Source organism: Legionella sp. km535, assembly GCF_003990085.1.
GTDB classification, from domain to species: domain Bacteria; phylum Pseudomonadota; class Gammaproteobacteria; order Legionellales; family Legionellaceae; genus Legionella; species Legionella moravica.
In genome coordinates this window covers 183,767-206,966 of sequence record NZ_RZGU01000001.1, presented here as the reverse complement: position 1 = coordinate 206,966, position 23,200 = coordinate 183,767, and the positions used below count along the sequence as shown (strand labels likewise).

Sequence of the window (23,200 nt, the reverse complement as noted above, 5' to 3'; positions counted from 1 at the left end):
TTGTATGCAGAAGCAAGCATTGGGGTCAGATCTTGCTTTTTTGCTTTTAATTTTATGCAAGTTACTGATTAAGGGGCTATAGATTAGGAATATTTTTATGAGTAGAACTGAAATATATAATGGAAGGATTATTCGATCTAATCCATTGGTCCCACATATAGGCGGATTCTCTTCTAATGGAGTTATTGAAATTCATACTAATAATTTTGTTGACGTTTCTCAACCAGACAGTTTGCAAGCTAGGATATTTAATGGTGAAGATGATGCAGATATATTTTATATTGAAGGTGCAATACAATTAATTGATCAGGGATTAGCCTGACCTAGACCATTAACTGGTTATGAATATCCCAGTTAGCCTATTTGCTTCGCTGCTCACCGCAAGCTGTATTCCACTCTTTAGTGAATTTCTTTATACTTGTGCCACAAATTAATATTGTAGGAAAAATATGAACATAAATACTGAATTAGCACCAACTGTTGAGGAATACTCTCAGGCTATGAATCTTATTGGGTCAAATTTATTTTCATCCTTAGTTCAAAGTATGGAAAAATTACAGCCCCATTTTCGCAATCAAAAAATGGTTTCTAATGCCCTATCTTCTTTTATAGTTAATGTAATCTATAAACAATCTTCAGGAAATAGTGAAAAAATACATCAAATGTTGGATGAAATCCTGAAACTGGTAAAAATTCAATTGGATAGTATTCCTTGAAATGAAATTGTATATCAGTAAATAGCCTGTTTGCTTGCAAACAGGGCTTCATTCGCCAAACTCACCTTGCAATGACTTGCCGCCCCAATTGTTCGGTAACATTTCTTGTCTGGCATAATTCTGAAAACTTGAATAAGGCCTGTCGATAACCTTTTGTACTAGACCGTGCTTAACTGGATTAAAATGAATATAATCTATATGAGTAGACAAATCTGACTCATCACGTACCCGATGTTCCCAAAATCGTCTCTGCCACAAATTATACTCATCTCGGGCATTTTTTAATAATGGAATACCCAATAATTGGATCTCTTGAGAGTAATATGTTTTTAATTGACGCACTCGAGTCGAATAAACCAAGTCACCCTCCGGAAGTTCCCACGGCTGTCCCATTAAAAATGTGACATCTTTCCGGGCGTAGCGAGGAATCTCCTGCAAATTGGCACAATCTGAATTAATGCATTAATTATCATTACTATTTAAACTCTCTAAAAATACATATGCTCATGTATTTTCGATTTTAAATCCGGATGAATTTAAGAAGTGCTTTATTTCCTGGATTCAATCATTCCAACAAGCATTGGGTAATTTGATAGCCATTGATGGCAAAACATTAAAGAAATTTAAGGATATGAGCATTAGGCGCCTGCAGAAAAAGGCTGGCTGGGTAGACTCAACTCTTGATATGATTTTTATGGCAGCATTTTAATGGGATCGTGCAACCTTGCAGGAGATTCCTCGCTACGCTCGGAAAGACGTCATATTTTTAATGGGACAGCCGTGCGGAAGTTCCATAATCATATGCAAGTGATCAGGTAATACTACTATTGATTTGATACTAAACGGATTATTCTTTTTCGCACGGCGAATAGACCATCCTAATAATCGGATGTATTTTACTATTAAATCTGATTTTCTATTTTTTAACGTTAGTGTAAAAAATAAGTATCGCCTCGAGTTTGATCTCGTCTGTATTTGACCATGTAATTCTTCCTTTGCGCCTTGCTGAGGCGAACAGAACATGTATATATTGGAATCGATAGCTTCAATAGACAAAATCCTGGTTTACACTATCTCTTAAGTTATTTTTAGCAATATTGGTCAAACAATCAGTTTAAGATCGAAGTAACCTGAACCCTGTAAATATAACGATAGTTGAGTGAGAACAGTATGAATTATGAACGTCAGTTAAATAAAGTAATCGATTTTATCGGTGAGCATCTTGACGACAAACTCACTTTAAATCAACTGAGTGATATTGCATGCTTTTCAAAATATCATTTTCATCGCTTATTTACGGCTTTTACTGGCTTATCTTTGCAACAATATATTCGTTGGCTTCGCCTAAAAAGAGCAGCTCATCAATTAATTGTTAATAAAGATACTTCCATTATTGAAATCGCAATCAATTCGGGGTTTGAATCTCATGAATCATTTACACGAGCCTTTAAAAAAGCGTGCAATCTAAACCCAAGTGAATTTAGAGCACAATCAAGCTGGCAAGCCTGGGAACAACCGCCGTATTGTTTGCCTAAACAAGGTAATATGACCATGAATGTAACGATTAAAAATATAAATGCACGACGTTTAGCTGTATTAGAACACCGAGGAGATCCTCGAACAATGGGAGATAGCGTTAATCGATTAATTAGCTGGGCTAAAGCTCAAACTATTAGCCTGAAACCTAAAGCGGGAGAAGCCTTTGGATTTGGGTATGATGATCCTCAAACGACCCCACCAAATGAATTTCGTTTTGATCTTGGTATTACGGTACCAGAGCAATTGAAACTGGAAGGTGAGATAATTGAAAAACGATTACCCGCAGGCCGATACGCAGTAGCCATTCATCAAGGTTCACGTAATAACCTGAGTGACACGGTGTATGAATTATACCGTAATTGGCTGCCAACATCAGGTGAAGAACTGGGGGATTTGCCTTGCATTTTTTGTTATTATAATTTTGATCATGAGGTTGCTGAAACAGAATTACTCACTGAGTGTTGGTTATTTTTAAAATAATCAACAGATCCATAATTCCCCCTGTGTATTAATAAAAAAAGTGCTCGCAAAATTTTGCTAAAGTACAAAATAACAGCAAAAATTAGATCAAATATACACAATCTGTGATATAGTGCGCCATTTTTTTTCCCGTGGTTGGTTTAATGATGAAAACATTTCATGAGGCGGTTCGCTTAGGTTCTTTGGATGACATCAAACAATGGATTGATAATGGAGCTGATATTGATAGCACTGATATTAACGGCAATACACCGCTGATGCTCGCTGTTGTACGGCAACGCCCGTTGATTGTTCGTTATTTGCTGTCTCAAAACCCTGACCTGTTAAAAGCCAATAATAACGAGCAAACGCCAATAACAGCAGCACAGGGAAAGAATGAAAACATTATTCGTATGTTGGTCATTCAGCATGCAAAAGTTGAACATTTAGCTCAAATTAATTCCTATGATACAACAGAGCTTATCATCAATAAGCTCATTACTACATTGTTGTACAAAAGCAAACGTCATGGTTGGGATGATCAGTATTGCATTAACCTAAGATATTACATCAATTCCCTGGACTCTTCGTTTGAGGAGAAAGATGAAAAAGCATATGAATCGTACCTCCTCCATCAAGAAACAACTCAACATGATTTTTTTGGTTCCTGGTTGTCAGATGATTCGGATTCGGAAGAAGAACAAGCGTTTCTTGCCCAACCAGAAGAAGACCGTGAGGCTATTCTCTCTGAAGCCAAAACTTCTCAGTCCCATGCTCAGCGAAATAATCTTTTTTATAGAAAAAAAAACAAAGACTATCAACGTGGCGATTTTAAGAAAATTAATGACGCCTCCAGCGTATTTAAACTGCAGGATCGTATGCAAATTCATCATCCTAAGTCAGAGGATATGGATGCTGTAGCGCGAGATCTGGAGAGACTTAACGCATATATTGGGCTTGGATATTCTATTGAAGAAGCCCAAAAAAGAGTAGTAACCCAATTCAAAATTGCGCAATATCGAGGCGTGACCTATTTAACATCAAGATGGAATAAACCAGCACGTGAAGGCCATCGTAAAGCGGATGAGTTAGGACAGCCGCAATACAGTGCCTCTGTCTATAAAGCTGCTGGAATTGATATTTTTAAAGATTATGCGGATGGACGGCAGCGTCTTAAAGATCCAAAAACCAGAAGAAAAGTAACCTTGATAGCTAATACACTTCGTGAATTATTATTGACTTTTCGTGAACCTCGTCCCCTTGCCTGGAAGGGCTACAGCTACTCAACCTACGCTTATTTTTTACAAAATCTCTATACTCAAGCCTATGATGCATTTCATCGATACATATCGCAAGATCCCATGCTCAGTAAGATGCTCATTAATGATGCTAACCCTTTTCTTTCTACTGGCGGCACTCCGTATCATGCCGATAAATATGCCTATGGCATCAAACCCTATAAGGGTCATAAAGATGAGCGGCTCAGACCTCGGTGGAATAAAACAGGCCGGGCAGAGCGCCCATATTCAGGAGCGGTTTATGTCTCCTTGCATCCGCTCACCGATTTTGATGTAGATGGCCCTTTACATATTCCAACATTGACATGGGATGCTGAAATCAGACTGAGTAGTGAACTCAACATTGTCCCTGAAAAGGAGTCCTGTTTTCCTTCCTTTTTGCCTGGACAAAGAGTCATCTACAAACACATTGCAAAATATCCTTCTTTTGTTGGACCCTACAAACAGATTTATCTTGCCAAATACGGTATAGACGAGGTGTTTTATAATACGTTACAGGAGATGTTGGAGCATGCTGCGCCACATACAAAAGAAATGGTGGCTTTTAAACAGATTTTAGGTGAGTGGTTGTGTGGGTTTCACGAAGTACGATTGATTGAAATAGCCCGTAAGAAAGCCGAAGAAGATGGGTATGTTTTGATTTATAAAGGCATAGGAAAAACCTTTTCGCTGACTCCGCCTATTGATTCACCTCGTTGTAATACAAGTACTAATACTGAAGAAGTTAAATCACCAATCAATCAGATGGTAAAATTTCGTAGAACGTTGGCGCGTGGAGTTGGGGATAAAATCGTTCGCTTGACCAACCCAAGAGATTACTCCCAATTGCTTGGTAAAATAGATGAATCATTACTGTCTGAACATGGTTTAGCTGGCGTAGATGACAAAAAAAATCCGGCGCTCACCTTGCCCATGGCGTTTGCACTTAATGCTTTGAAGCACAAACGCTACTTTGCTTTAAGATATATGTTGCGTACACCATATTTTATAAATTGCTTTAATGATCCTTTCCATCGGGTCAATACTGACAGGCTTTTAGGCGCATCCTTGCTTCATTTAGCGGTGGTGAATGAAGATCGAGTAGCATTAGGGCTCTTATTAAGCTGTAAGGCATTGCAAATTAGTCGTTGTGATCAGTCAATCAGCCACTCGTTCCAGGGAAGAACATTTTACGAAAAAATCTCACCACTTGCTTTAGCCATTATTTCTAATCAACAGGACATCTTTCGAATGATGCTCAGCAGTAAGCGATTCAATATAAAAGAGGAAGTGGGTTGTGTGAGCACCAAGGATGTTGATAATTGCGAAGTTCAGGCCTGTTCTGATGATAGCGATCAGGATACCTGGGAAAGAGAATTTGTACCCTCAGCACAGGATAGGCTGACCAGAGAACCTGAAGTTAATTTGGTGCAATTAGCTATCGAACACGCGACTCCTAAAGTAGTTGTGATGCTGTTGCTTGCTAACGCGCCCTCCCGAGTCAGAGGCGCTAGTCAACGACATGCTCTGAGTAATGCCAGGCGCGAGCAACTCAGATGGTTTTTTACACCACCACCAAAGGCGGAGGATGATTTGATAAAAGATCATCTTTCAGGAGTTTTTGATGGCTTGCTAAGCCTTGCCAGATAACTAATAATAAACGATGAAAATGAGTTCATGGATTGAATAATGAAATGAAAAAAAAATTCCTGAAAAGAATAACCACCTTTTTATGCTCAGGGCTTTTATTGAGTCAGATGCCAGCCAGCAACGCGTGCACACGTGCAGTGTATTTAGGTTCTGATAATCTGGTTATTACTGGTCGCTCTATGGATTGGAAGGAAAACATGCAGTCCAGTATCTGGGTATTTCCAAGAGGGATGAAACGTAATGGATTGGCAGGCCCCGAATCACCACAATGGACATCAAAATACGGATCAGTGGTTATCTCTATATATAACTTTGCAACGGCCGATGGAATGAATGAGCGTGGCTTGGTCACCAACATGCTTTATTTGGCAGAGTCAGATTATGGCAGTGCCAAAGAAGGGCATCCTCCTTTATCGGTGAGTATATGGGGGCAATATGTTCTGGATAATTTTGCAACAGTTAATGAAGCTGTAGAGGCCATGTCTAAAAAGCCCTTTCAGATTATCGCGCCCCATTTACCCGATGGAACAGCAAGCACAGTCCACTTATCATTATCCGATTCAAATGGCGACTCCGCTATTTTTGAATACATTAATGGCGAGTTGGTGATTCATCATGGCCGTCAATATCAGGTGATGACTAATTCACCCATTTACAGCAAACAATTGGCAATCAACGAATACTGGCAGAACATTAACGGTTCTGTATTTTTACCGGGAACCATCAGGGCTGCGGATAGATTTGCCAGAGCCTCATATTTGATTCAGTCTATTCCCAAACAAGTGGATAAAAATTACATTCAAAACGTACCAGAACAGGCTTATACCTATCAGGCTATTGCTGGAGTATTGGGGGTGATACGCTCTGTTTCTGTTCCTTTGGGCATCTCAGATGCGGCAAAACCTAACCTTGCATCAACTATTTGGCGCACCATCTCTGATCAAAAAAATCGTGTTTATTATTTTGACTCATCAACCTATCCCAACATTTTTTGGGTGAATCTGAAAAAAGTTAATTTTGCTCCCGACGCTCCAGTGCTAAGTCTTTTAGTTGATGGAGGTACTTTTTATGCGGGAGAAGTATCAAAACTGTTAAAACCGGCGAAACCTTTTGAATTTTTGCCGGCACAATAAGTAAAGGGATCAGATCTTGCCTTTTGTCTGTACCATGGGCTAGAAATCATACAAATCAAAAATTTGTCACGATATGATAATAGCAAAAGACAAGATTTGACCCATCTGTCTACGAATCAAGGACAGTTTCACTAATAGAACTGCAGTCATCCAGTCTAACAGCCGCTCTTTCATTTTCCATAATGTATTCTGTTTCAAAAAGAAGTTAGATATTAAATATAGGTTAACGTATAATCCGCGAGCTCAATTGAGACAACTGTATTTTTTAGGGAAATGGCCCTGAACAAGTATCCCCTGTCATCTACAGATAGTGAGTTATAAATACATATGAAATAATTTAGATTTGGAACAATTTTATGCAATCTACAACAGCTATTAAAGAAGCACTTGAACAAAAGAAAATGCAACAAAACGAAGCATTAATCAAAGAGTCCATTTTAAATGAAATGCTGCACAACGTGTCGGAAAATACGCTTCTTTCTCCAGAATTAAAGTCAGCCTTGATTTTGGAAATAATAAAATTAAATCTGGATACTTATCTCAACATACAACTTTCTTTGGACAATAAAATCAACCCTGAAGTTGATAAGATACACGTCAATCAATCGAATCAAACAACCACTACAACTACCGGCAGTGAAGCACCGGCAAGACCAGTAAAGGAAACCCATTCCAATCCAGTAGTTACCAGTGATTTAGTTCACATTGACACGCCTTCAAAATCTCGTTCTCGTAGTCAAAATAGAAAGATTTCACTAAATTTGGAAGAAAGAAAAGCAAGGTGTAAAGCCTCTAAAGAAGGCGACTTGGCAAAAAGCAAAAGCTCTCCAAAAGATAAAAGCTCACCCAGAGATATAATAACCCAGGCAGGCTCAAAATCGTCCGATTCTCTTCATGATACCGCTCACTCCTCAACGCCTTCACCACGCAGAAACTCAAGCAGTCCACGATGGTTTCTTGCTGGGAGCGAAAGCAGTGAATCTCCCAGAAAAAGAAGATCATTTACCAGTCCGCATAGTGGAAAAAAAGAATCACCAAGAGATCAGACATTCACTGATTTGCTACCAGTAAATAAGGAAACCCTGCATCAGTACCTCAATAAATTGAAACCCTATTTAAAAATGAAAGACACCGATATTGCTGTATTGACTGATGAAGACAGACCACATATCCACCTGGTAGTTACCCCTCACCGAATAATGAAAACGAATACATTAAGTCAAACCAAAACGGTCATTCTTGTCGATAAGCAAAAAATTGAAGGAGAAGGGGCTAATCGAGTAATCAGGGGATATGATTTAATAAACAAACAGTACCTGGCTGTAAAAATACTTAATAAAAGCGTCACTAAAGCAGTACGTGACATAGAAATCGAGAATCTTAAAAAAAGAGGGTGGTTTTATGCGCGTTACCAACTCAATAGTGACGAGCAAGCCTTGATCATGAAACAAATACCCGGGGATACCTTGTTGCAAGTTCTTTATGTTACGGATGACACGGTGTCCAAGCATGATATCTATGCCAACTACTGTCCTCATAAAAAAATCATTGATTTTGAACTGCAATTGAAAATTATCATCAATTTAATGAAAGAAGTATTAAAACTTCAGGAACAATATGGATTATTGCATCGAGATTTAAAACCAGAAAACATTAAAGTATATTATGCAAATGATACTATTAAAGTGCGTATCATTGATTTTGGCGACGCCGTTCCTGTTGATTCCGAGATAAAAGAGCTTTGTGGGACTGATGGTTACACCGATCCGGAAATAGATAGTCTGGAACATCAAAAACCATACCACAAAGAACATGATTATTTTTCTTTAGGTGTTATTATTGCTGAAATTCTTACCACAAGAAATTATCAGAAGGCTATTCGCGAACAAAAAGCGTTGGTTGCTCATGAACTATTTACAAAAAGAATATCTCCCAACCTGATTCAGCAAGCCATGGATGATGTATTTAGGCCTGAAACGGTAGAAGATCACTATGATAGTGTCTCTGATCAACAAAAGAATTTACAGCACTTTATGCTTGTGGAATTGAAAAAATTAGCAAAAAAAATGATCATGACGCGGCTGCGTCATTCTTCTTTGGAAGAGGAAATCCATCGCATAGAGACTATAGAAAAACACGTTCATAAGTTTTCCAAAAAAGTGGAACATTTTTGGGATGCAAAGGACCAACTGCAAGTGTCATTAAATAAAATGAATAGAAATTTCAATGCGGGTTTTTTCTTACCTCAAAAAGAATTTCACATTAATTCAGCTCAAGATGCAACTGAGTGCTTTAAAGAAATGCATCAGTCAATAGCTGAAGACGATTTCACTTTATATATTTAAGGCGATTACAAGCCCGTGCGGAAAGGACCGCTTGCTGAAATCAGTTATCTTAATGAATTCAGCAGATATCGCACGTGTCTTAAATGCTTCATTCAGGACACGTGCTGAACGTATTTAGAGACCAGGAGCGGGTGTCTCATCACGTTCAGTAGAAGCTACTGCAGCATGTAATCCAGTAGAGGCTCCTCGAGTTGTCATTACAAGCAACGATAGGGGCAATACAACTAAATCAAGAACCGCCTGACACAAGTCGTTAAATATATGTTTTGCGACATTAAAAAAATAAGATGCGTTATGCTCATCCCCAACTAATTCATGGATTCCGGAAAGAACAGCGCTACCAATAATAATCGCGCCAATTACCGCAGGCGTGGTTATGAGCACAGCGGGATCTAAAATTGCCAATCCAATCATTGCTATTGGTAAAAAGGTATGGCGTGCGCAAAAAACAAACTCTTCTTTAGACTCATAAGGCTGAAAGAACATCTGATCTACTGTACGACGTTTACGTGGAATAACAATATCGCTATTTAAACGATTTTGAATTACGTGATCTGAACCTGTTAGAAAACTTATTGATAATTTGCCAGCCATAAATATCCTCTAGTCTTGTGTAATAAATAAGCGCTCAAGTATACGTCGAGGCAAAAAAAAGAGCAATGTGAAAGTAATTTGGTTGTCTGGGTGAAATCCACTGACAAACGGGAAACAACTCCTTACTTAGGTATTTTACCAAGCAAAAAGCCGGAGCGGATCATGGCTTCCATGCAATAACCTGTTGCAACAACTGTCTTTTGCTCACATCTTTGCCCATGCCCAACGGTTTTGATCGCGGAACCACAAAAACAAGGGATCCCGCGGTCACAGCCGCGGGAATTCGCTTGAGATGTGAGTACATGCTGCATTTCGAATTTCCGTGGCTGTGACCGCGGGATCAAAAAAATAGGAGTGCCTGTTTGCTCGCAAACAGGATCATGGTTTCTCAAGTGTTTAAGTCGAAACTTATAGTTGGTGCATCAAATCCTGGTTGCGAGCACCTGTCTCTTGATCATATCTTGCCCACGACTAGCGGATTTGATCGCAGAACCAGGATGGCTGTGCTAAAACACGGGATCCCGCGGTCACAGCCGCGGGAATTCGCTTGAGATGTGAGTACATGCTGCATTTCGAATTACCGTGGCTGTGACCGCGGGATCAAAAAAATAGGAGTGCCTGTTTGCTCGCAAACAGGATCATGGTTTCTCAAGTGTTTAAGTCGAAACTTATAGTTGGTGCATCGAATCCTGGTTGCGAGCACCTGTCTCTTGATCATATCTTGCCCACGACTAGCGAATTTGATCGCAGAACCAGGATGGCTGTGCTAAAACACGGGATCCCGCGGTCACAGCCGCGGGAATTCGCTTGAGATGTGAGTACATGCTGCATTTCGAATTTCCGTGGCTGTGACCGCGGGATCAAAAAAATAGGAGTGCCTGTTTGCTCGCAAACAGGATCATGGTTTCTCAAGTGTTTAAGTCGAAACTTATAGTTGGTGCATCAAATCCTGGTTGCGAGCACCTGTCTCTTGATCATATCTTGCCCACGACTAGCGGATTTGATCGCAGAACCAGGATGGCTGTGCTAAAACACGGGATCCCGCGGTCACAGCCGCGGGAATTCGCATGATATGTGAGTGCATGCTGCATTTCGAAATCCCGCGGCGAAGACCGCGGGATCCATGAAGTTAAACCGGACTGGTTTGTAAAGATGTGTATAAGATTCAGTTGCGAGCAACCAGGCTAACTGCATTTCGAAGTGACCCGATATTTTATCCAAAATCCACTTTAGAATGAGATGGAGAAATTATGGATTTAAATACTTTTCTTTTGCTGCAAATCAGGATAATGTGCTCTTTTATTAACATTACAAACAAGGATGAACACTATGCCATTTAACCAAACTTTTTTTAATGAATGCATGGAGGCACACAGAGGTCGAGCTCCAGGCTATAGCATGGAATGCTTATTTGCAGATGCCTTGCTGCAAACGTATCATTTTATGAAATATCTCACCGTAACATTAATCTTTTTGAGCCTAGCTTACACTATTTACAATCACGCTCATATCAAGCAAACCCCAGAAACAGAGTATAATCGATTAAATACTCTAGACTAATCACCACTGAAGCGAGAGGTTATTTGTTTGAAACCGGATTCAGCTTTATTTTTGCTATTCCTGAATAAAACTATGTCTACAACACATTGCTTTTATCAGGAATAGATGTCACCGCAGAAGACATTGAATCTGTGCTCAACACCTGCTTTTCATTTTCAGGATCTTCATTGAGTACCTGATATCGTCTATAGAGCAAAACTTAGCTATTTTAAAATCAAAAAATTCCACACTAACGTTTCTGGGGACTTGAAGAAAGCGATACCTCATCTGCGGCAGTTAAATCAGATTTTGAATTCTTTGCAGCATCCAACTGATCCTTCATCAATTTTGTATAGAAACCAGTATTGGAGCTTTTTACTAAAGGATGTTCCTCATCCACCCCTCTCGATTGCTTCTCACTTAATCCAGTTAAAGTGCTCACTGGCTGTGCATGAAAAATACAACCACCGTTTGGATTTTTATCATATCCTGTCCACTGCATTTGGGTAGGAGGTATCAGATATTCAAACTCCTCAGGCTTTTTTGAAATACTTGATATGTATTTCCCAATAACATTGGAATAAACAATCCCGGTAATGACCCCCGAGTTGATACCTTCTTCTGTCATTGCCCTCATAAATTCCGATTCGATTTTCTCATGTGATGTACTGATAAACCCCATCTCCTGAGTAACAAGACCACCTTGTTCAACGGCTTTAATTCGTTCTTCAATGTACTCTTCACTGAATTTGTCTTCTACCCTAAAGGTATGTACTGGATGGGTTTCCGAAATCTGATTGAGGCCACTGCTCACAAAAGCAATATGGCATAATGTTTCGCCCAGTTGCCGGGAGTCAAGGGAAGATACTTTTTCAGTCGAACCTCTTAATAAACTGTTACACAGAGCATAAAATCCACCTGAATAAATATTGATAGCACTCTTTTCTGACCAATTTAATTGTTCCAATGCCTTGGGTTTTGATGATGCCTTTTCTCGCTCTTTATAATCATTATCAGTAGGAATACCATCCAAATCGGGCAATCGGGGAAGTTCCATTGCTAATCCACTATTAATGAACTTTTCATAATGTGCCGCGTCCTCTTTTCTCAAGGTCACATGATTCATATTAGCGAAACGTATTATTTCACTCATATCAAAGATCTCATTTTGATACCTTGCATACAAAATTTCATCTTTTATTTCAAAGGTAACAGGCTCTTTGTTGTTTCCAAGCTGGTAATCAAGAAATGCTGAAATCAAGTGCTCAAAAGCATAGGTATATGGGTTTTTATTCAATGGACCATATTCAATATGCTCCTGCACAAGACCCACTTTTGTTAATTTTTTAATTAGTTCGGGATTCTGCTGGACAAAATCTTCTGTTAAACTCATTTTCAGTACCGCATACAGCCTATATGATTAAATATAGACCAAAAATGCGGTAAACTATTCTCGGGTATTTCGATGTAATCAGGTAAAGTCACACACCACCAATGAAATGCCATTATTGAATTGGCAATTTAACTATTTTAAAATATCAATGAGCCTTGGAACAGTTGGGCAAGAGGCTTCTAAACGAGAGACCATTGGAATTGAATCATTCACCTTTAAGTAGTTCTTCTGTAGGAATTTTATCTGTTTGTCATATTTTTTTAATAACAATCAGCAACATATTAGTACAATATCCCATTGAACTCTTTGGGTTTCATACAACCTGGGGGGCTTTTACTTACCCCGCCATATTTATTCTAACCGATCTGACAACCCGGCTCACTTCCGCCAGTGCTGCACGAACTATTATTTTTCGCAGTATGTTTCCTGGATTAATCATTTCTTATGCTGTTGCAAGCTATTTAGAAACTCAAGACTTGAGTCTTTTTTTTGTTCTACACCCTATACCTTTACGTATAGCATTCGCCTGTTTTATCGCTTATGTTGCCGGGCAGCTTCTTGATATCTTCATTTTTCAGCACTATAGAACTCATTCGTCCTGGTGGCTAGCCCCTGCACTGTCAACTACCGTTGGGAATCTCATTGATACTCTCTTATTTTTTGCTATTGCGTTTTATCAAAGTTCCAATCCTTTTTTAAATCAGCATTGGCCTGAGATTGCTGCTATAGATGCCCTGTTTAAAATCATCATTAGCCTGGTTGCATTTGTTCCAATATATGGCTTCTTGTTAAACAGGCTTCGTATCCGTTATGTGAATCAAACAATGGCATAGGACAGCAAAATCCCAAGTGAGGTATCGCCAACAGGTACTTCCTAAATTCATGCGCCTATGTCTTCAATTTGAACAGACTTTTTAATCCAAGTTCTATTGCATGGTCTTCTGTTTTTTCGATCAACTGCTCATCTTTGTCAAACGCAGTATCATCACCGATAACAGCCAAAATTGCTCCACTCAGAATAGGTGGATACAGTGAGTTAGAAGCGTTTCTGAACGCAGTATGCAAACTGGAAAGAATAAATAATTGCGCACACTCCATCTCGCTGGCCAATACCCCCGCTCTTTTCAAAGTCGTCATGTAGGAACTGTTGTCATCCATCAATGAAAAACCAAATTCCCTGGCAAAAAGTGAGCTTTTCGAGTGAACTATTCCGGTATGGATATTGAATGCTGCTGAAGACATATCTTTGCTCGCTTCCTGAGAAGCCAGAACAAACTCCAAAGAAGCAATTGCGGGGTACTCTTTGTAAATATAATCCCAGCTGGCCTTGTCATCCCGTACAGCACCCGTAACGATAACCAAATCTCCTGAGCGAACTTGACTTGGCAAGAGAGTTCCTGCAGTACCAACGCGCAGAAAACGACTGCCTCCGAGCAGCATTAATTCTGTAACGATAATATCGGAGCTACCGCCCCCCATACCCGTTGAAATAACGGCGACATCAAGGCTCCTGTGATCTTGTTTTATCACACCAAGATAACAATTATGCTGTCGTGGATGAGGTTTTATCTGAACTGATTCAAAATGTTCACTGATGCGTTTTGCTCGGCCATCTGATCCGGTAAGAATAATATATCGCCCCAAGGATCCATTACCTTTCAAATCATCAGCAACAAGGCCTATATGCCTGGGCGACATGTCTGATTTTATCATGTTTAAAACCCCAAGAGTCAAAGCACTATACCTCTATGAACCCAAATTCAACGCATCCTATTGAGCACTATCAGGTTCCAAGTTGCATATCTGACTGTTTCTCATCATCCAGGGTTTGGCTGTCATCGTGTTCTGCATGCTTTTCTGGGACAGAAGGAAGTTTGGCGTCATCTATTCCCTTGCCCGGATCTTGCACCGTTTCAGACATTGGTGACAAATTCGTGGGGCCCTTCTGTTGTTTTCTATACTCCTCTATGTCCAATCCACTAGGAGTCAATTCATCGCCTTTAACAAAGGGCCGACCATCACCATGATATAAGGTGCCATCACCTTTTGAGAAAGCCATCACTTTATTGGTTGCATGATCCACGACAACAAAAGGTCTATTTAATTCAGCCTGTTTGTGGAAAAAATCAGTCATAGCTTCCTTGGTAGGAAATGCAAGCGTTACCCTGCCATTTTCAACTTTGGGCTCTCTATACCAATCTTCTTTACTAAATTGCTTATTATAATCTTCAACAATGGGATCAATATTTTTACTTGAAACATCTGCCTTCGGTAACTCTTTTTCTTTCGCCAAGGCTTCTTGCAATTCCAGCATGGACATTTTCGCCAATTGGCTGTTCTTTTCCATAAGTTGATTTAATTCCTGCAATTGCTGTTCTTCCAATTTTTTTTGTTCTTCTAATTGTCTCAATACGATTAATCGTTCCAGAACTTTTTTATCATGCATGTTTTACTCCTGATGATTCGATTTATAATTAAAGCCATATGAGAAAGTATAGTCCAAATCAAAGGTTACTCAGCTAATCCAATATTTTTAACACGTGTTATCCATCAATATTCTTAAGACATATCCACGCTCTCTTCATGACAAAAACCTGTCTTGACCGCGCCGGTGGGCAAGACGGGTTTTGTGTCCTGTACCAAGCACGATATTAAATAATCCTTATTTTATGAACTATCTATGATATGATTGCCGCGGAAAATGGCATCCGCTCACACTACAGCCATTACTGAGCAATGACAGGCCAAATCAAAGTCTCAACGCTCATTCCAAACCAATCAACAATGGAAATTTAAGCCGCATTAACTTAATGACAGGACTTGGATTTTTTACACTAAAATATTTATGAAGGGATACATAAGCACATGAACACTAGATTTATTATTATATTCATTTTGCAGCTTTTTTGCGCATTAAGCTTTGCCGGTGATGTTGGTCCTGCCAAAGAGGACAACTCAATCAGGGTTTATATTCCGGATTTAAAACCAGGATTTGAATTTACAGCAAGCGCTACATACCTTCAGCCACACGCAGATAATTTAGGCTGGGCAGTCATTACAACCGTGCTCCCCATACCCTCGCCTAACTGGCAGGTGGAAACGATAGATCCTGAATATCAAATGGGCTTTAATCTGGGAGCGCGTTACGTGTTCTCAAACCCGGGTACCGATGTCCAACTGAACTGGTCGCACCTCGATTCCCAAGACCGTGATGGAGTCATTGTGAATCCAACATCACAGTGGGTTTCTCCTTTCTCCCAAACAGGAACACCCCCGACCGCAACAGGTCAGATCACTGGCGTTTCCTTATTGAAAATAGCCGATACCCAACTGAATTTTAATTACGATTCCGTTAATCTTGATCTGGGAAAATTTATCAATTTTGGCTCTAACCTGCAAAGCCGCCTGTTTACTGGAATCAGTTCCGTGTTTATTAAAGAACGATTGGTATCTACCTTTCGTGGTTTACCATTACCCATTTTTGTATTTAACAATACCACGTCGTACAAAGGCATCGGGCCAAGATTAGGACTTAACAACAACTACGAGTTATATCGAGGTATTCATCTGATTGGCCAATTCGCAGGCTCGCTCCTTTATGGCAGAATGCAGCCGGCTCAATACCAATTTACCGGTACTTCCAAGGAATTAATTGCAGCGCAGATCTATGTAAACCAGGAAGGGCTTGCAAATCCCACAGTTAATCAGCTGGTTACGGCTCTGGATGCAAAACTGGGTTTAAGTTATCGATACCTCTATAATCAAAAAACTGAATTAACGTTTGAAGCGGGCTACATGGGTGCCTTGTACATTAATCCTCTTTCAAGTTACGAAACCAATACCAATGTTATTGCCATTGATTCAGGTTCACTCTCTACATCAAGTGCCAAACACACCCAAAGTAATTTTTCAGTAGGCGGACCTTACGTTTCAATCAATGTACGCTGCTAATAGATAAGATAACCGGTGGAACAAAATGTTATAGTACTCATTCCATTGGTTATTTTGTGCTACTATTATCGGCATAAAAGATAAAAAAACACGATCTGTTATGACAAATCAACTCTGTATGCGTTGTTACATTGCTGGTAAAGTTCAAGGAGTCTGGTTTCGTGCCTCAGCCAAAATTGAAGCAGATAAACTGCACATAAATGGTTGGGCTCGAAACCTGGATGATGGCAGGGTAGAAGTATTTGCTTGTGGTACCTATGAACAATTGGAGCAATTTCATATTTGGCTCCAAAATGGGCCTCGACTTGCCAGGGTAGACCGCTACGCCAGGGAAGATTTACCTTGGGAAGAATACCGAGGTTTTGTCACGTTATAGCATGGTTTTTCGGTCTTGATGTATCTGCATAAAATCATTGAGTTGTTTGGCAATACGCTCTTTTTTTCTCAAAGAAGAATCATAAGTGCTTACCAGCGGTAACGCGGGCTGATTGTTTAAGGCTAAAGCCAATCGATAGGTCATGCCTCCCTTGCTTCCCCTACTTTCCTGAATGATTACTTGTTCAACATCTGAAAACGACAATTTTTGCTCCTCTGCATAAAAAAATCCTTTTCGTTTAATCACGATTGTTTTCAATATCCGGTCAAAATCAACGCTCACCCCTCTTACCGCAAGTAAAACAATCCCTAGTAATGAGATAAATGCGGCTAAAATATAAGCCCACCAAGGTGTTGGGTACGGAATCTTGAAATGTGTATCAAGACTTTGGTTAATGTAATTATTTATAGCCTGAGCAGCACGGTCTTTATTGATTCGACCACTTGAGCTTCCACCTGTAAGATTCACGTCACCATTACCTGTAACGAGATTTACCGAGTAAACCGTTCCCCCTTTACTTGAACGGCCACTCATAACAAAAGCTCCTTTTAACTGGCCCAAATCAGTAATTGAGTGATAAATATTAAAAATACTGCGTTCCAAGGTGCATGATTTAGCACTGTTTAATTGCTTCTCTTTACAAACAATCGTGTATTCCAACATCATAAAGGAAATTGCCAATAAACTACCAATGAGAATCACTAAACCCAATATGTGAAGAATCCATTGACTGATTACCAATTGTAACTGGTTAGCACCGACAGTAATTATTTTCATAAGAATCATCCATTAATCATCAACATCTGTATCGACTTTTAGTAAATAAACTTTATAACGGCCGGGACGAGCCTTTTGTAATTCATTCTAAAATGCGGAGTTAATTTTAAATAAATCATAGCTGAAACTTTATTGTTTGTTATATAGTGCCCGAATTTCAATAAATGGAGTTTGGGTTATGTTATTTCGCTACAGTATTCTATCTGCACTATTATTAGGGGCATTGAGCACCTCAGGATTGACTCAAGCAGCCATAAATAAAGATCGATTAATCGTTACAAACTGTATGGTTAACAAACTCAAAGAAAAAGCCAGGGTAATTCATCAAACGACTGAATTCAGTTTGATTGAAACCGAACTGGATAATGAAATATTAAATACGATGCATGAGAACAGGCCAACTTGCGGAAAATTTCTTAACCTGGATGCCTATTACTCCAATACTCCTCATACAACACTGAGTCCTGAACAGTTAATACAGCATTTTACACACAACAAAGAATTATTCAGTAATAAATCCTATCCAATTCATCATGAAAAACAGGTCGAGCAACTATTTAAGCTGATCGAGCCTGGCAAGATTTGGCAAACCAATCAACATTTGACCAGTTACCTTAACCGCTCGGCAAAATCCGATACCGGTGTAGCTGCCGCTCATTGGTTTAAAGAGCAATTCGATACACTGGCCCTAGAATATGGACGGACGGACGTTAACAGCTATTTTATTGCAACAGGAACAAAATACCCTCAACCTTCAACCATAACCGTAATTGGTAAAGATAAACCGACCGCAGCAATTGTCATTGGCGCTCACATCGATACCCTGGATGGAAACATGCCGGGAGCAGATGATGATTCCAGCGGCATATCAGTAGCCCTGGAGATAGCCAGAACATTGTTAGCATCGGAAATTCAACTGAATCATCCTGTTTATATCATTGCTTACGCAGCAGAAGAACGTGGTCTGGTCGGTTCTGGTTATGTTGTGAACCATTTTTTAAATAAAAAAATTCCTGTTAAAGCGGTGATGCAGTTGGATCAAGCAGGATTCAGGGCAAATCCAAAAGACCAAACGATATGGTTACTTAAAGATTATGTTGATTCGGATCTCACCCGATTTATCGCTCAATTATTAACTCAATACGTCAAAATTCCAGTAGCTTATACCCGATGCGGTTACGCGTGCAGCGACCACGCCAATTGGACAAGGGAAGGATTTAGCGCTTGCTATCCTTCAGCGACCACCCTGGATGATGATAATCCCTATATACACACTTCTGAAGATAAACTCGACATCATTAATCTGGAGCATATGGTTAATTTTTCAAAGCTGGGATTGGCCTTTGTTGCGGAGCTTGGTTTGAACTAGATTGAGTCCCCCAAAAATGACTCATATGCCTGTTTCATACACCCAAACTTCGGTTCATTTAAAAGACAAAATGAACCGAATTATATCTGTCTTAATAATTCCTTAAGTAAATATGAATACACTGTATTCTCTATTTATTTAACTTTTTGGAACGAACGATAATGACCAAAGTAGTAATCTATACAGATTTTGATGGCACTGTAACCAGTAGATCGGGAAATAAAGCTGTATTTACCCCCTTCTACCAATCGCTATTAATAGGTTATGAAGAAGGTAAAACTCAGGATTACAAAAGAACACCGATGAAGTCCGTCGAGGCAATCCAGGAACTGTTCGTAACAAAATTTGGTGAATACACCGAGCAATTCGACTTCAATAAACCTGACGCGGACATGCTTATGGCACCGTCAGCTGTACAATTTTTCCATGAATTATTAGCAAATGACCAGGTCAGTATTAATATAGTCACTCGAAATCGCTCCGAGTACGTAAACGCGCTGTTTAAGTATCAGGGATTTTCTGACAGTGAAATCAATAAATTAACCTATATGGAGAGTGGCTTTAAATTTGAAGATGTTGATAGAGACCTTAAAGTGCGCGATCTACGAGGTCAACGTCCATCATCTCTATATATTCTTGATGATTCGAGGAGTGATTTCTTTGCAATGCTTAATGCAGCCAGATTGAATTCTTATACCAACGAACAAACTAAAGCATTTAACAAAGAACCAGGACAATTCGAGTGGAATCTCTACCTGGATGATGTCAAAGCAGACATTTTAAGACCCGAGGCCCCCATAGTGGAACCCAATACGGAACATCAGGACTCACTGACTACTGAACCCTCTACGTCTGCCTCGTCTACGCAAACCACAGATGTGGATTTACGGGTAGCTGGAATCTTCAACCTGGGAACATCAACAATTCAAAGGAGCGATGAACACGCTCAATCTACGCCACAACAGGAAATAACTGACGGGCAGAATTCAACTGTAGTGATACAAGCCCCTGTATCCGATGAGGCTCCGAATAACCATCCTCATCCAAAATCTGTACTACCCGATAACACCAAAACACAGCAAACACCACCTCTGCCATCAAATTCCAGCCCTGCAAAAATTATGGCTACAATGGCTGGATTAGGCTTTAGCCTTGCCTTTATAGTTGGTTTTGCTTTAGTAGCCAGCGGTGTTTTTGCTCCTTTCGGATTGGGTCTCATTGGAGCCACAATACTTGGAGCGGTACTTGGCGCCCATACAGCGCTAATAACTGGAGTATTTGGATTAATAATTGATATAGCCAGACAACCCAGCCCTAATGCGGGACCAAAACTCAATACCGATAACTCTATCCAAAGTTGCAGCAGCAGCATCATCTCGTTGCGTGGTTTAGGTGGAAAAGCACCTGTTTCTCAGTCTGATGTTCCTGTCGCTCATTTTCCAGGAGTACTCTTGGTAGAACACTCTTCAAAAGAATATTCTACAGCGGATCAATCTACTTCCCCAACACAAGAGTCCTTTAAGCCAGATTAATAACTCCTAAAGCCAAAGTCGCATCAATAAGTGTTCATATTGACTTCAATTGATGCGACAAACTCATCCAAAAGATATAGAAATTATACGTGTGCTCTCTAAATGCGTTATCATAGCGCCAGAACTTACGAAAAAACCCAACAATACAAGCATACACACAGGCTTGATGACTGGCTTTGAAACTCTTTTGTTTCATGAAGCGATTGGGCTTTTCCGTAAGTCCTGTTCCCTTTATTTAATCAATGCAGGAAATCAGCCATGAATCAATTACCCAATTGTCCTAAATGCAATTCTGAATATACCTACGAAGACGGCGCTCTGTACGTTTGCCCTGAATGCACGCATGAATGGGCTAAAGACCATCAAGAAGCAGACCAGGAACATTCACGCATTATAAAAGATGCTAACGGCAACATCCTTCAAGATGGCGATTCAGTTACGGTCATCAAAGACTTGAAAGTCAAAGGTTCATCACTGGTAGTCAAGGTAGGAACAAAGGTAAAAAACATTCGCCTGGTTGAAGGCGATCATGATATCGATTGTAAAATTGATGGAATAGGGCCAATGAAACTGAAATCGCAGTTCGTGAAAAAGATGTAAAGCCTCCATAACTGATTCGTGGCTAAATCAACCATTCAAATGGTCTTTTTCGCCACGATGAAGCAATTAATATTTCCTTAAGGAGCAGTGATTATAATTTGGGCACGCCCATTCGAGTCCAATATACCGGAGTTTATATGAAAACTACTGAAGAATTACTCAATCTCCTTAATGTAACAGCAACAGATACTTTTGGAGACATTCAAAAAAAATATCTTGCATTAAAAGAACAACATGAACGGCTTGAATGGATGAAAAAAATAGGTGCAATTAAACCCTTTGGACCGCAAGCAGCCAAATTAATTCCTGTTGTCGAGCTTCAAAATGCCTGGGCTCATATTGATACCGAAACCAAATACCAACACTACAAAGCTACCGGAACCTTTCTAGCTGTAGCGTCATCATCACAAACAAAAGAACAGGAACTAAGCGATCAAAACAAAAGTGCGCCTCTATTAGATTCACTGACCAAGTCGCGCCCAGCCCCCAAAGGACGTAGATTGCCCACCAGAAGAAAAGCAGGTGAAGACGCATCATCAACAGTACCACAAGCTACCGAGCCAAATAAAAACACTGCATCACCATCCGAAAGACAATCAATACCTGTTCTATCTGCTTCAATACCAGCACAAACCACCGAGTCAACGCCTGTTGAACCCGAAAAACAAAAAACGATAAAAGAGCTTCAGGCAATCGTTGCAAATGGAGTCAAAGGTTTGGCTATACCCGCTGAACCAATTACACTAGATACCAATCCTGAATCGACAGAAAGCAATAATCAACTCACGGCTAAAGAGCTTCAGGAAGCTGTACTCAAAGCAGTACAAGACTATACCCAATACCATAGAGTTGGTGACAAAGGAAATGCTCAAGTGAACAGAGGACAAGGAGATGGCTTCTTTAGCTTTTTACGTCACGGAGCAAAAGGTTTAGCCACTGCAAATGCATTATACAGCTCAATAAATTCAGATACACTCACCGCACAAGAGATTGTAGGTACTCTAAAAGATTTTATGGGTGATTCATCCAGAGCCTATCATCATCATTCATTCACTTCATATCTTGCTGACGCAATGGCACAAAAGAGATTAGTAACTGCACACCAAACGGCACGCTACAGTCAAAAAGAATTGGTTCAGGAAATGGAGCAATGGATACAGAATAATTCAACCCCTGAACAAACCAAAACCTTATAAAACGCACTTTAGCCCTGTTGATTCGATATCGGAAGGCAGGGCTTTTTTCAATAGATCAAAACATCACGAAATCTGAATAGTGTTCACGCATTTTAAACAGGATGCGATGGGTCCATATGAATTATATTTACAATTACTGTGCTTTTTTTTACTATCCTGCAAATTCATATATAAATTTTGGAGTAATCAATGGCCGGGCATTCGTTTTTTTCTCAACTCAATGCAACATGGGATGAATATTCTTCTTTAAGAAATAAATATTCAGACGCGATCCCTATTCCACAAAAAAGTTATTTTAACCGTATTCGGTCTATAGATGAATTCGCAACTTTAGCAGTTCGACCGATTGAGAAACCATTGTGGCTGGGCATTCATACCTTGAGCTTTTTATTAAAAGCGGTACTATCCCTTGCTGTATCTGTTATTTTAGCACCCTGCGCTTTGGCATTGGTGATTATTGCCCCTACATCCGACTTAAGCAAAGCCACCAGCGAAACCTTCAAACTGGCAGCAACGCATGCACTGGTTTCAACTGGAATGGCCTCCTTGGCCCTGTTTTCAACCGCCCTTGCTTTAATGTTGAATCCTCTTTACCTGGTCACTCGTGCCGCATCAACTGTTGTCGACAGCCTCAACACAACTACTGAAACGAGTTGTGGATTCAGCCTGACCCGATAATCAAATTTTAAGCCGAAACACTCGTTTCGGCTCCACTCTTCCTTTTCAGATATATGATTTAAAATGATTTTTCTTA

21 protein-coding genes are annotated in these 23,200 nt (G+C 39.8%); 15 read left to right on the top strand and 6 right to left on the bottom strand.

The window, feature by feature from the left end:
- The first annotated feature begins 97 nt into the window (after window positions 1–97).
- Both ELY21_RS00905 and ELY21_RS00900 read left to right on the top strand, forming a co-directional pair.
- Window positions 98–322 (top strand): hypothetical protein, encoded by a 225-nt coding sequence (locus tag ELY21_RS00905; RefSeq protein ID WP_127106009.1) that lies wholly within the window; start codon window positions 98–100, stop codon window positions 320–322.
- A gap of 127 nt (window positions 323–449) precedes the next feature.
- Complete coding sequence (locus tag ELY21_RS00900; RefSeq protein WP_127106007.1) at window positions 450–716, top strand: hypothetical protein; 267 nt, start codon at window positions 450–452, stop codon at window positions 714–716.
- Between the two features lie 48 nt (window positions 717–764).
- Here the strand turns inward: ELY21_RS00900 and ELY21_RS00895 are convergent, their stop codons facing one another.
- Complete coding sequence (locus ELY21_RS00895; RefSeq protein ID WP_127106005.1) at window positions 765–1,109, bottom strand: transposase; 345 nt, start codon at window positions 1,107–1,109, stop codon at window positions 765–767.
- A 777-nt stretch (window positions 1,110–1,886) separates the two neighbouring features.
- Here ELY21_RS00895 and ELY21_RS00890 point away from each other — a divergent pair.
- The 4 genes from ELY21_RS00890 to ELY21_RS00875 all read left to right on the top strand — a co-directional run bounded on the left by ELY21_RS00890 (window position 1,887) and on the right by ELY21_RS00875 (window position 9,119).
- Window positions 1,887–2,735 (top strand): GyrI-like domain-containing protein, encoded by an 849-nt coding sequence (locus ELY21_RS00890; protein ID WP_127106003.1) that lies wholly within the window; start codon window positions 1,887–1,889, stop codon window positions 2,733–2,735.
- A 143-nt stretch (window positions 2,736–2,878) separates the two neighbouring features.
- A complete protein-coding gene (locus tag ELY21_RS00885) occupies window positions 2,879–5,641 on the top strand; it encodes an ankyrin repeat domain-containing protein (protein WP_127106001.1) in 2,763 nt (920 codons plus the stop codon).
- A 44-nt stretch (window positions 5,642–5,685) separates the two neighbouring features.
- Window positions 5,686–6,774 (top strand): linear amide C-N hydrolase, encoded by a 1,089-nt coding sequence (locus ELY21_RS00880; RefSeq protein WP_127105999.1) that lies wholly within the window; start codon window positions 5,686–5,688, stop codon window positions 6,772–6,774.
- Window positions 6,775–7,130: 356 nt separating this feature from the next.
- A complete protein-coding gene (locus ELY21_RS00875; protein ID WP_127105997.1) occupies window positions 7,131–9,119 on the top strand; it encodes a protein kinase family protein in 1,989 nt (662 codons plus the stop codon).
- Between the two features lie 114 nt (window positions 9,120–9,233).
- Here the strand turns inward: ELY21_RS00875 and ELY21_RS00870 are convergent, their stop codons facing one another.
- Window positions 9,234–9,713, bottom strand: a complete 480-nt coding sequence (locus ELY21_RS00870) for a hypothetical protein (RefSeq protein WP_127105995.1) — start codon at window positions 9,711–9,713, stop codon at window positions 9,234–9,236.
- A gap of 1,329 nt (window positions 9,714–11,042) precedes the next feature.
- On the opposite strand from ELY21_RS00870, the gene ELY21_RS00865 reads away from it, so the two are divergent.
- Window positions 11,043–11,273: a hypothetical protein gene (locus tag ELY21_RS00865; protein ID WP_127105993.1), complete on the top strand. Its 231-nt coding sequence runs from the start codon at window positions 11,043–11,045 to the stop codon at window positions 11,271–11,273.
- Between the two features lie 229 nt (window positions 11,274–11,502).
- Here ELY21_RS00865 and ELY21_RS00860 read toward each other — a convergent pair whose 3' ends face one another.
- Entirely contained in the window at window positions 11,503–12,645 is a 1,143-nt protein-coding gene (locus tag ELY21_RS00860) for an ADP-ribosyltransferase (RefSeq protein WP_127105991.1), read from the bottom strand.
- A gap of 200 nt (window positions 12,646–12,845) precedes the next feature.
- Here ELY21_RS00860 and ELY21_RS00855 point away from each other — a divergent pair, with 200 nt between their 5' ends.
- Window positions 12,846–13,478, top strand: a complete 633-nt coding sequence (locus ELY21_RS00855) for a 7-cyano-7-deazaguanine/7-aminomethyl-7-deazaguanine transporter (RefSeq protein ID WP_127105989.1) — start codon at window positions 12,846–12,848, stop codon at window positions 13,476–13,478.
- 55 nt (window positions 13,479–13,533) lie between these two features.
- Here the strand turns inward: ELY21_RS00855 and ELY21_RS00850 are convergent, their stop codons facing one another.
- On the bottom strand, window positions 13,534–14,358 hold the full coding sequence (locus tag ELY21_RS00850) for a nucleoside phosphorylase (protein ID WP_127105987.1): 825 nt from the start codon (window positions 14,356–14,358) through the stop codon (window positions 13,534–13,536).
- 70 nt (window positions 14,359–14,428) lie between these two features.
- Entirely contained in the window at window positions 14,429–15,091 is a 663-nt protein-coding gene (locus ELY21_RS00845; protein ID WP_127105985.1) for a hypothetical protein, read from the bottom strand.
- A 419-nt stretch (window positions 15,092–15,510) separates the two neighbouring features.
- On the opposite strand from ELY21_RS00845, the gene ELY21_RS00840 reads away from it, so the two are divergent.
- Both ELY21_RS00840 and ELY21_RS00835 read left to right on the top strand, forming a co-directional pair.
- On the top strand, window positions 15,511–16,596 hold the full coding sequence (locus ELY21_RS00840; protein WP_127105983.1) for an Lpg1974 family pore-forming outer membrane protein: 1,086 nt from the start codon (window positions 15,511–15,513) through the stop codon (window positions 16,594–16,596).
- A gap of 100 nt (window positions 16,597–16,696) precedes the next feature.
- Entirely contained in the window at window positions 16,697–16,972 is a 276-nt protein-coding gene (locus ELY21_RS00835) for an acylphosphatase (protein ID WP_127105981.1), read from the top strand.
- Here ELY21_RS00835 and ELY21_RS00830 read toward each other — a convergent pair.
- Complete coding sequence (locus ELY21_RS00830) at window positions 16,967–17,749, bottom strand: hypothetical protein (protein WP_127105979.1); 783 nt, start codon at window positions 17,747–17,749, stop codon at window positions 16,967–16,969. The genes ELY21_RS00835 and ELY21_RS00830 overlap by 6 nt on opposite strands.
- Window positions 17,750–17,927: 178 nt before the next feature.
- Here ELY21_RS00830 and ELY21_RS00825 point away from each other — a divergent pair, with 178 nt between their 5' ends.
- The 5 genes from ELY21_RS00825 to ELY21_RS00805 all read left to right on the top strand — a co-directional run bounded on the left by ELY21_RS00825 (window position 17,928) and on the right by ELY21_RS00805 (window position 23,124).
- Window positions 17,928–19,118, top strand: coding sequence for a M20/M25/M40 family metallo-hydrolase (locus ELY21_RS00825; RefSeq protein ID WP_127105977.1), 1,191 nt, complete (start codon window positions 17,928–17,930; stop codon window positions 19,116–19,118).
- 161 nt (window positions 19,119–19,279) lie between these two features.
- A complete protein-coding gene (locus ELY21_RS00820; RefSeq protein ID WP_127105975.1) occupies window positions 19,280–20,650 on the top strand; it encodes a sulfite exporter TauE/SafE family protein in 1,371 nt (456 codons plus the stop codon).
- Window positions 20,651–20,908: 258 nt separating this feature from the next.
- Window positions 20,909–21,250, top strand: coding sequence for a zinc ribbon domain-containing protein YjdM (locus ELY21_RS00815; RefSeq protein ID WP_028384060.1), 342 nt, complete (start codon window positions 20,909–20,911; stop codon window positions 21,248–21,250).
- Window positions 21,251–21,387: 137 nt separating this feature from the next.
- Window positions 21,388–22,446, top strand: coding sequence for a hypothetical protein (locus ELY21_RS00810; protein ID WP_127105973.1), 1,059 nt, complete (start codon window positions 21,388–21,390; stop codon window positions 22,444–22,446).
- Window positions 22,447–22,635: 189 nt separating this feature from the next.
- Window positions 22,636–23,124, top strand: coding sequence for a hypothetical protein (locus ELY21_RS00805; protein ID WP_127105971.1), 489 nt, complete (start codon window positions 22,636–22,638; stop codon window positions 23,122–23,124).
- Window positions 23,125–23,200 lie beyond the last annotated feature (76 nt).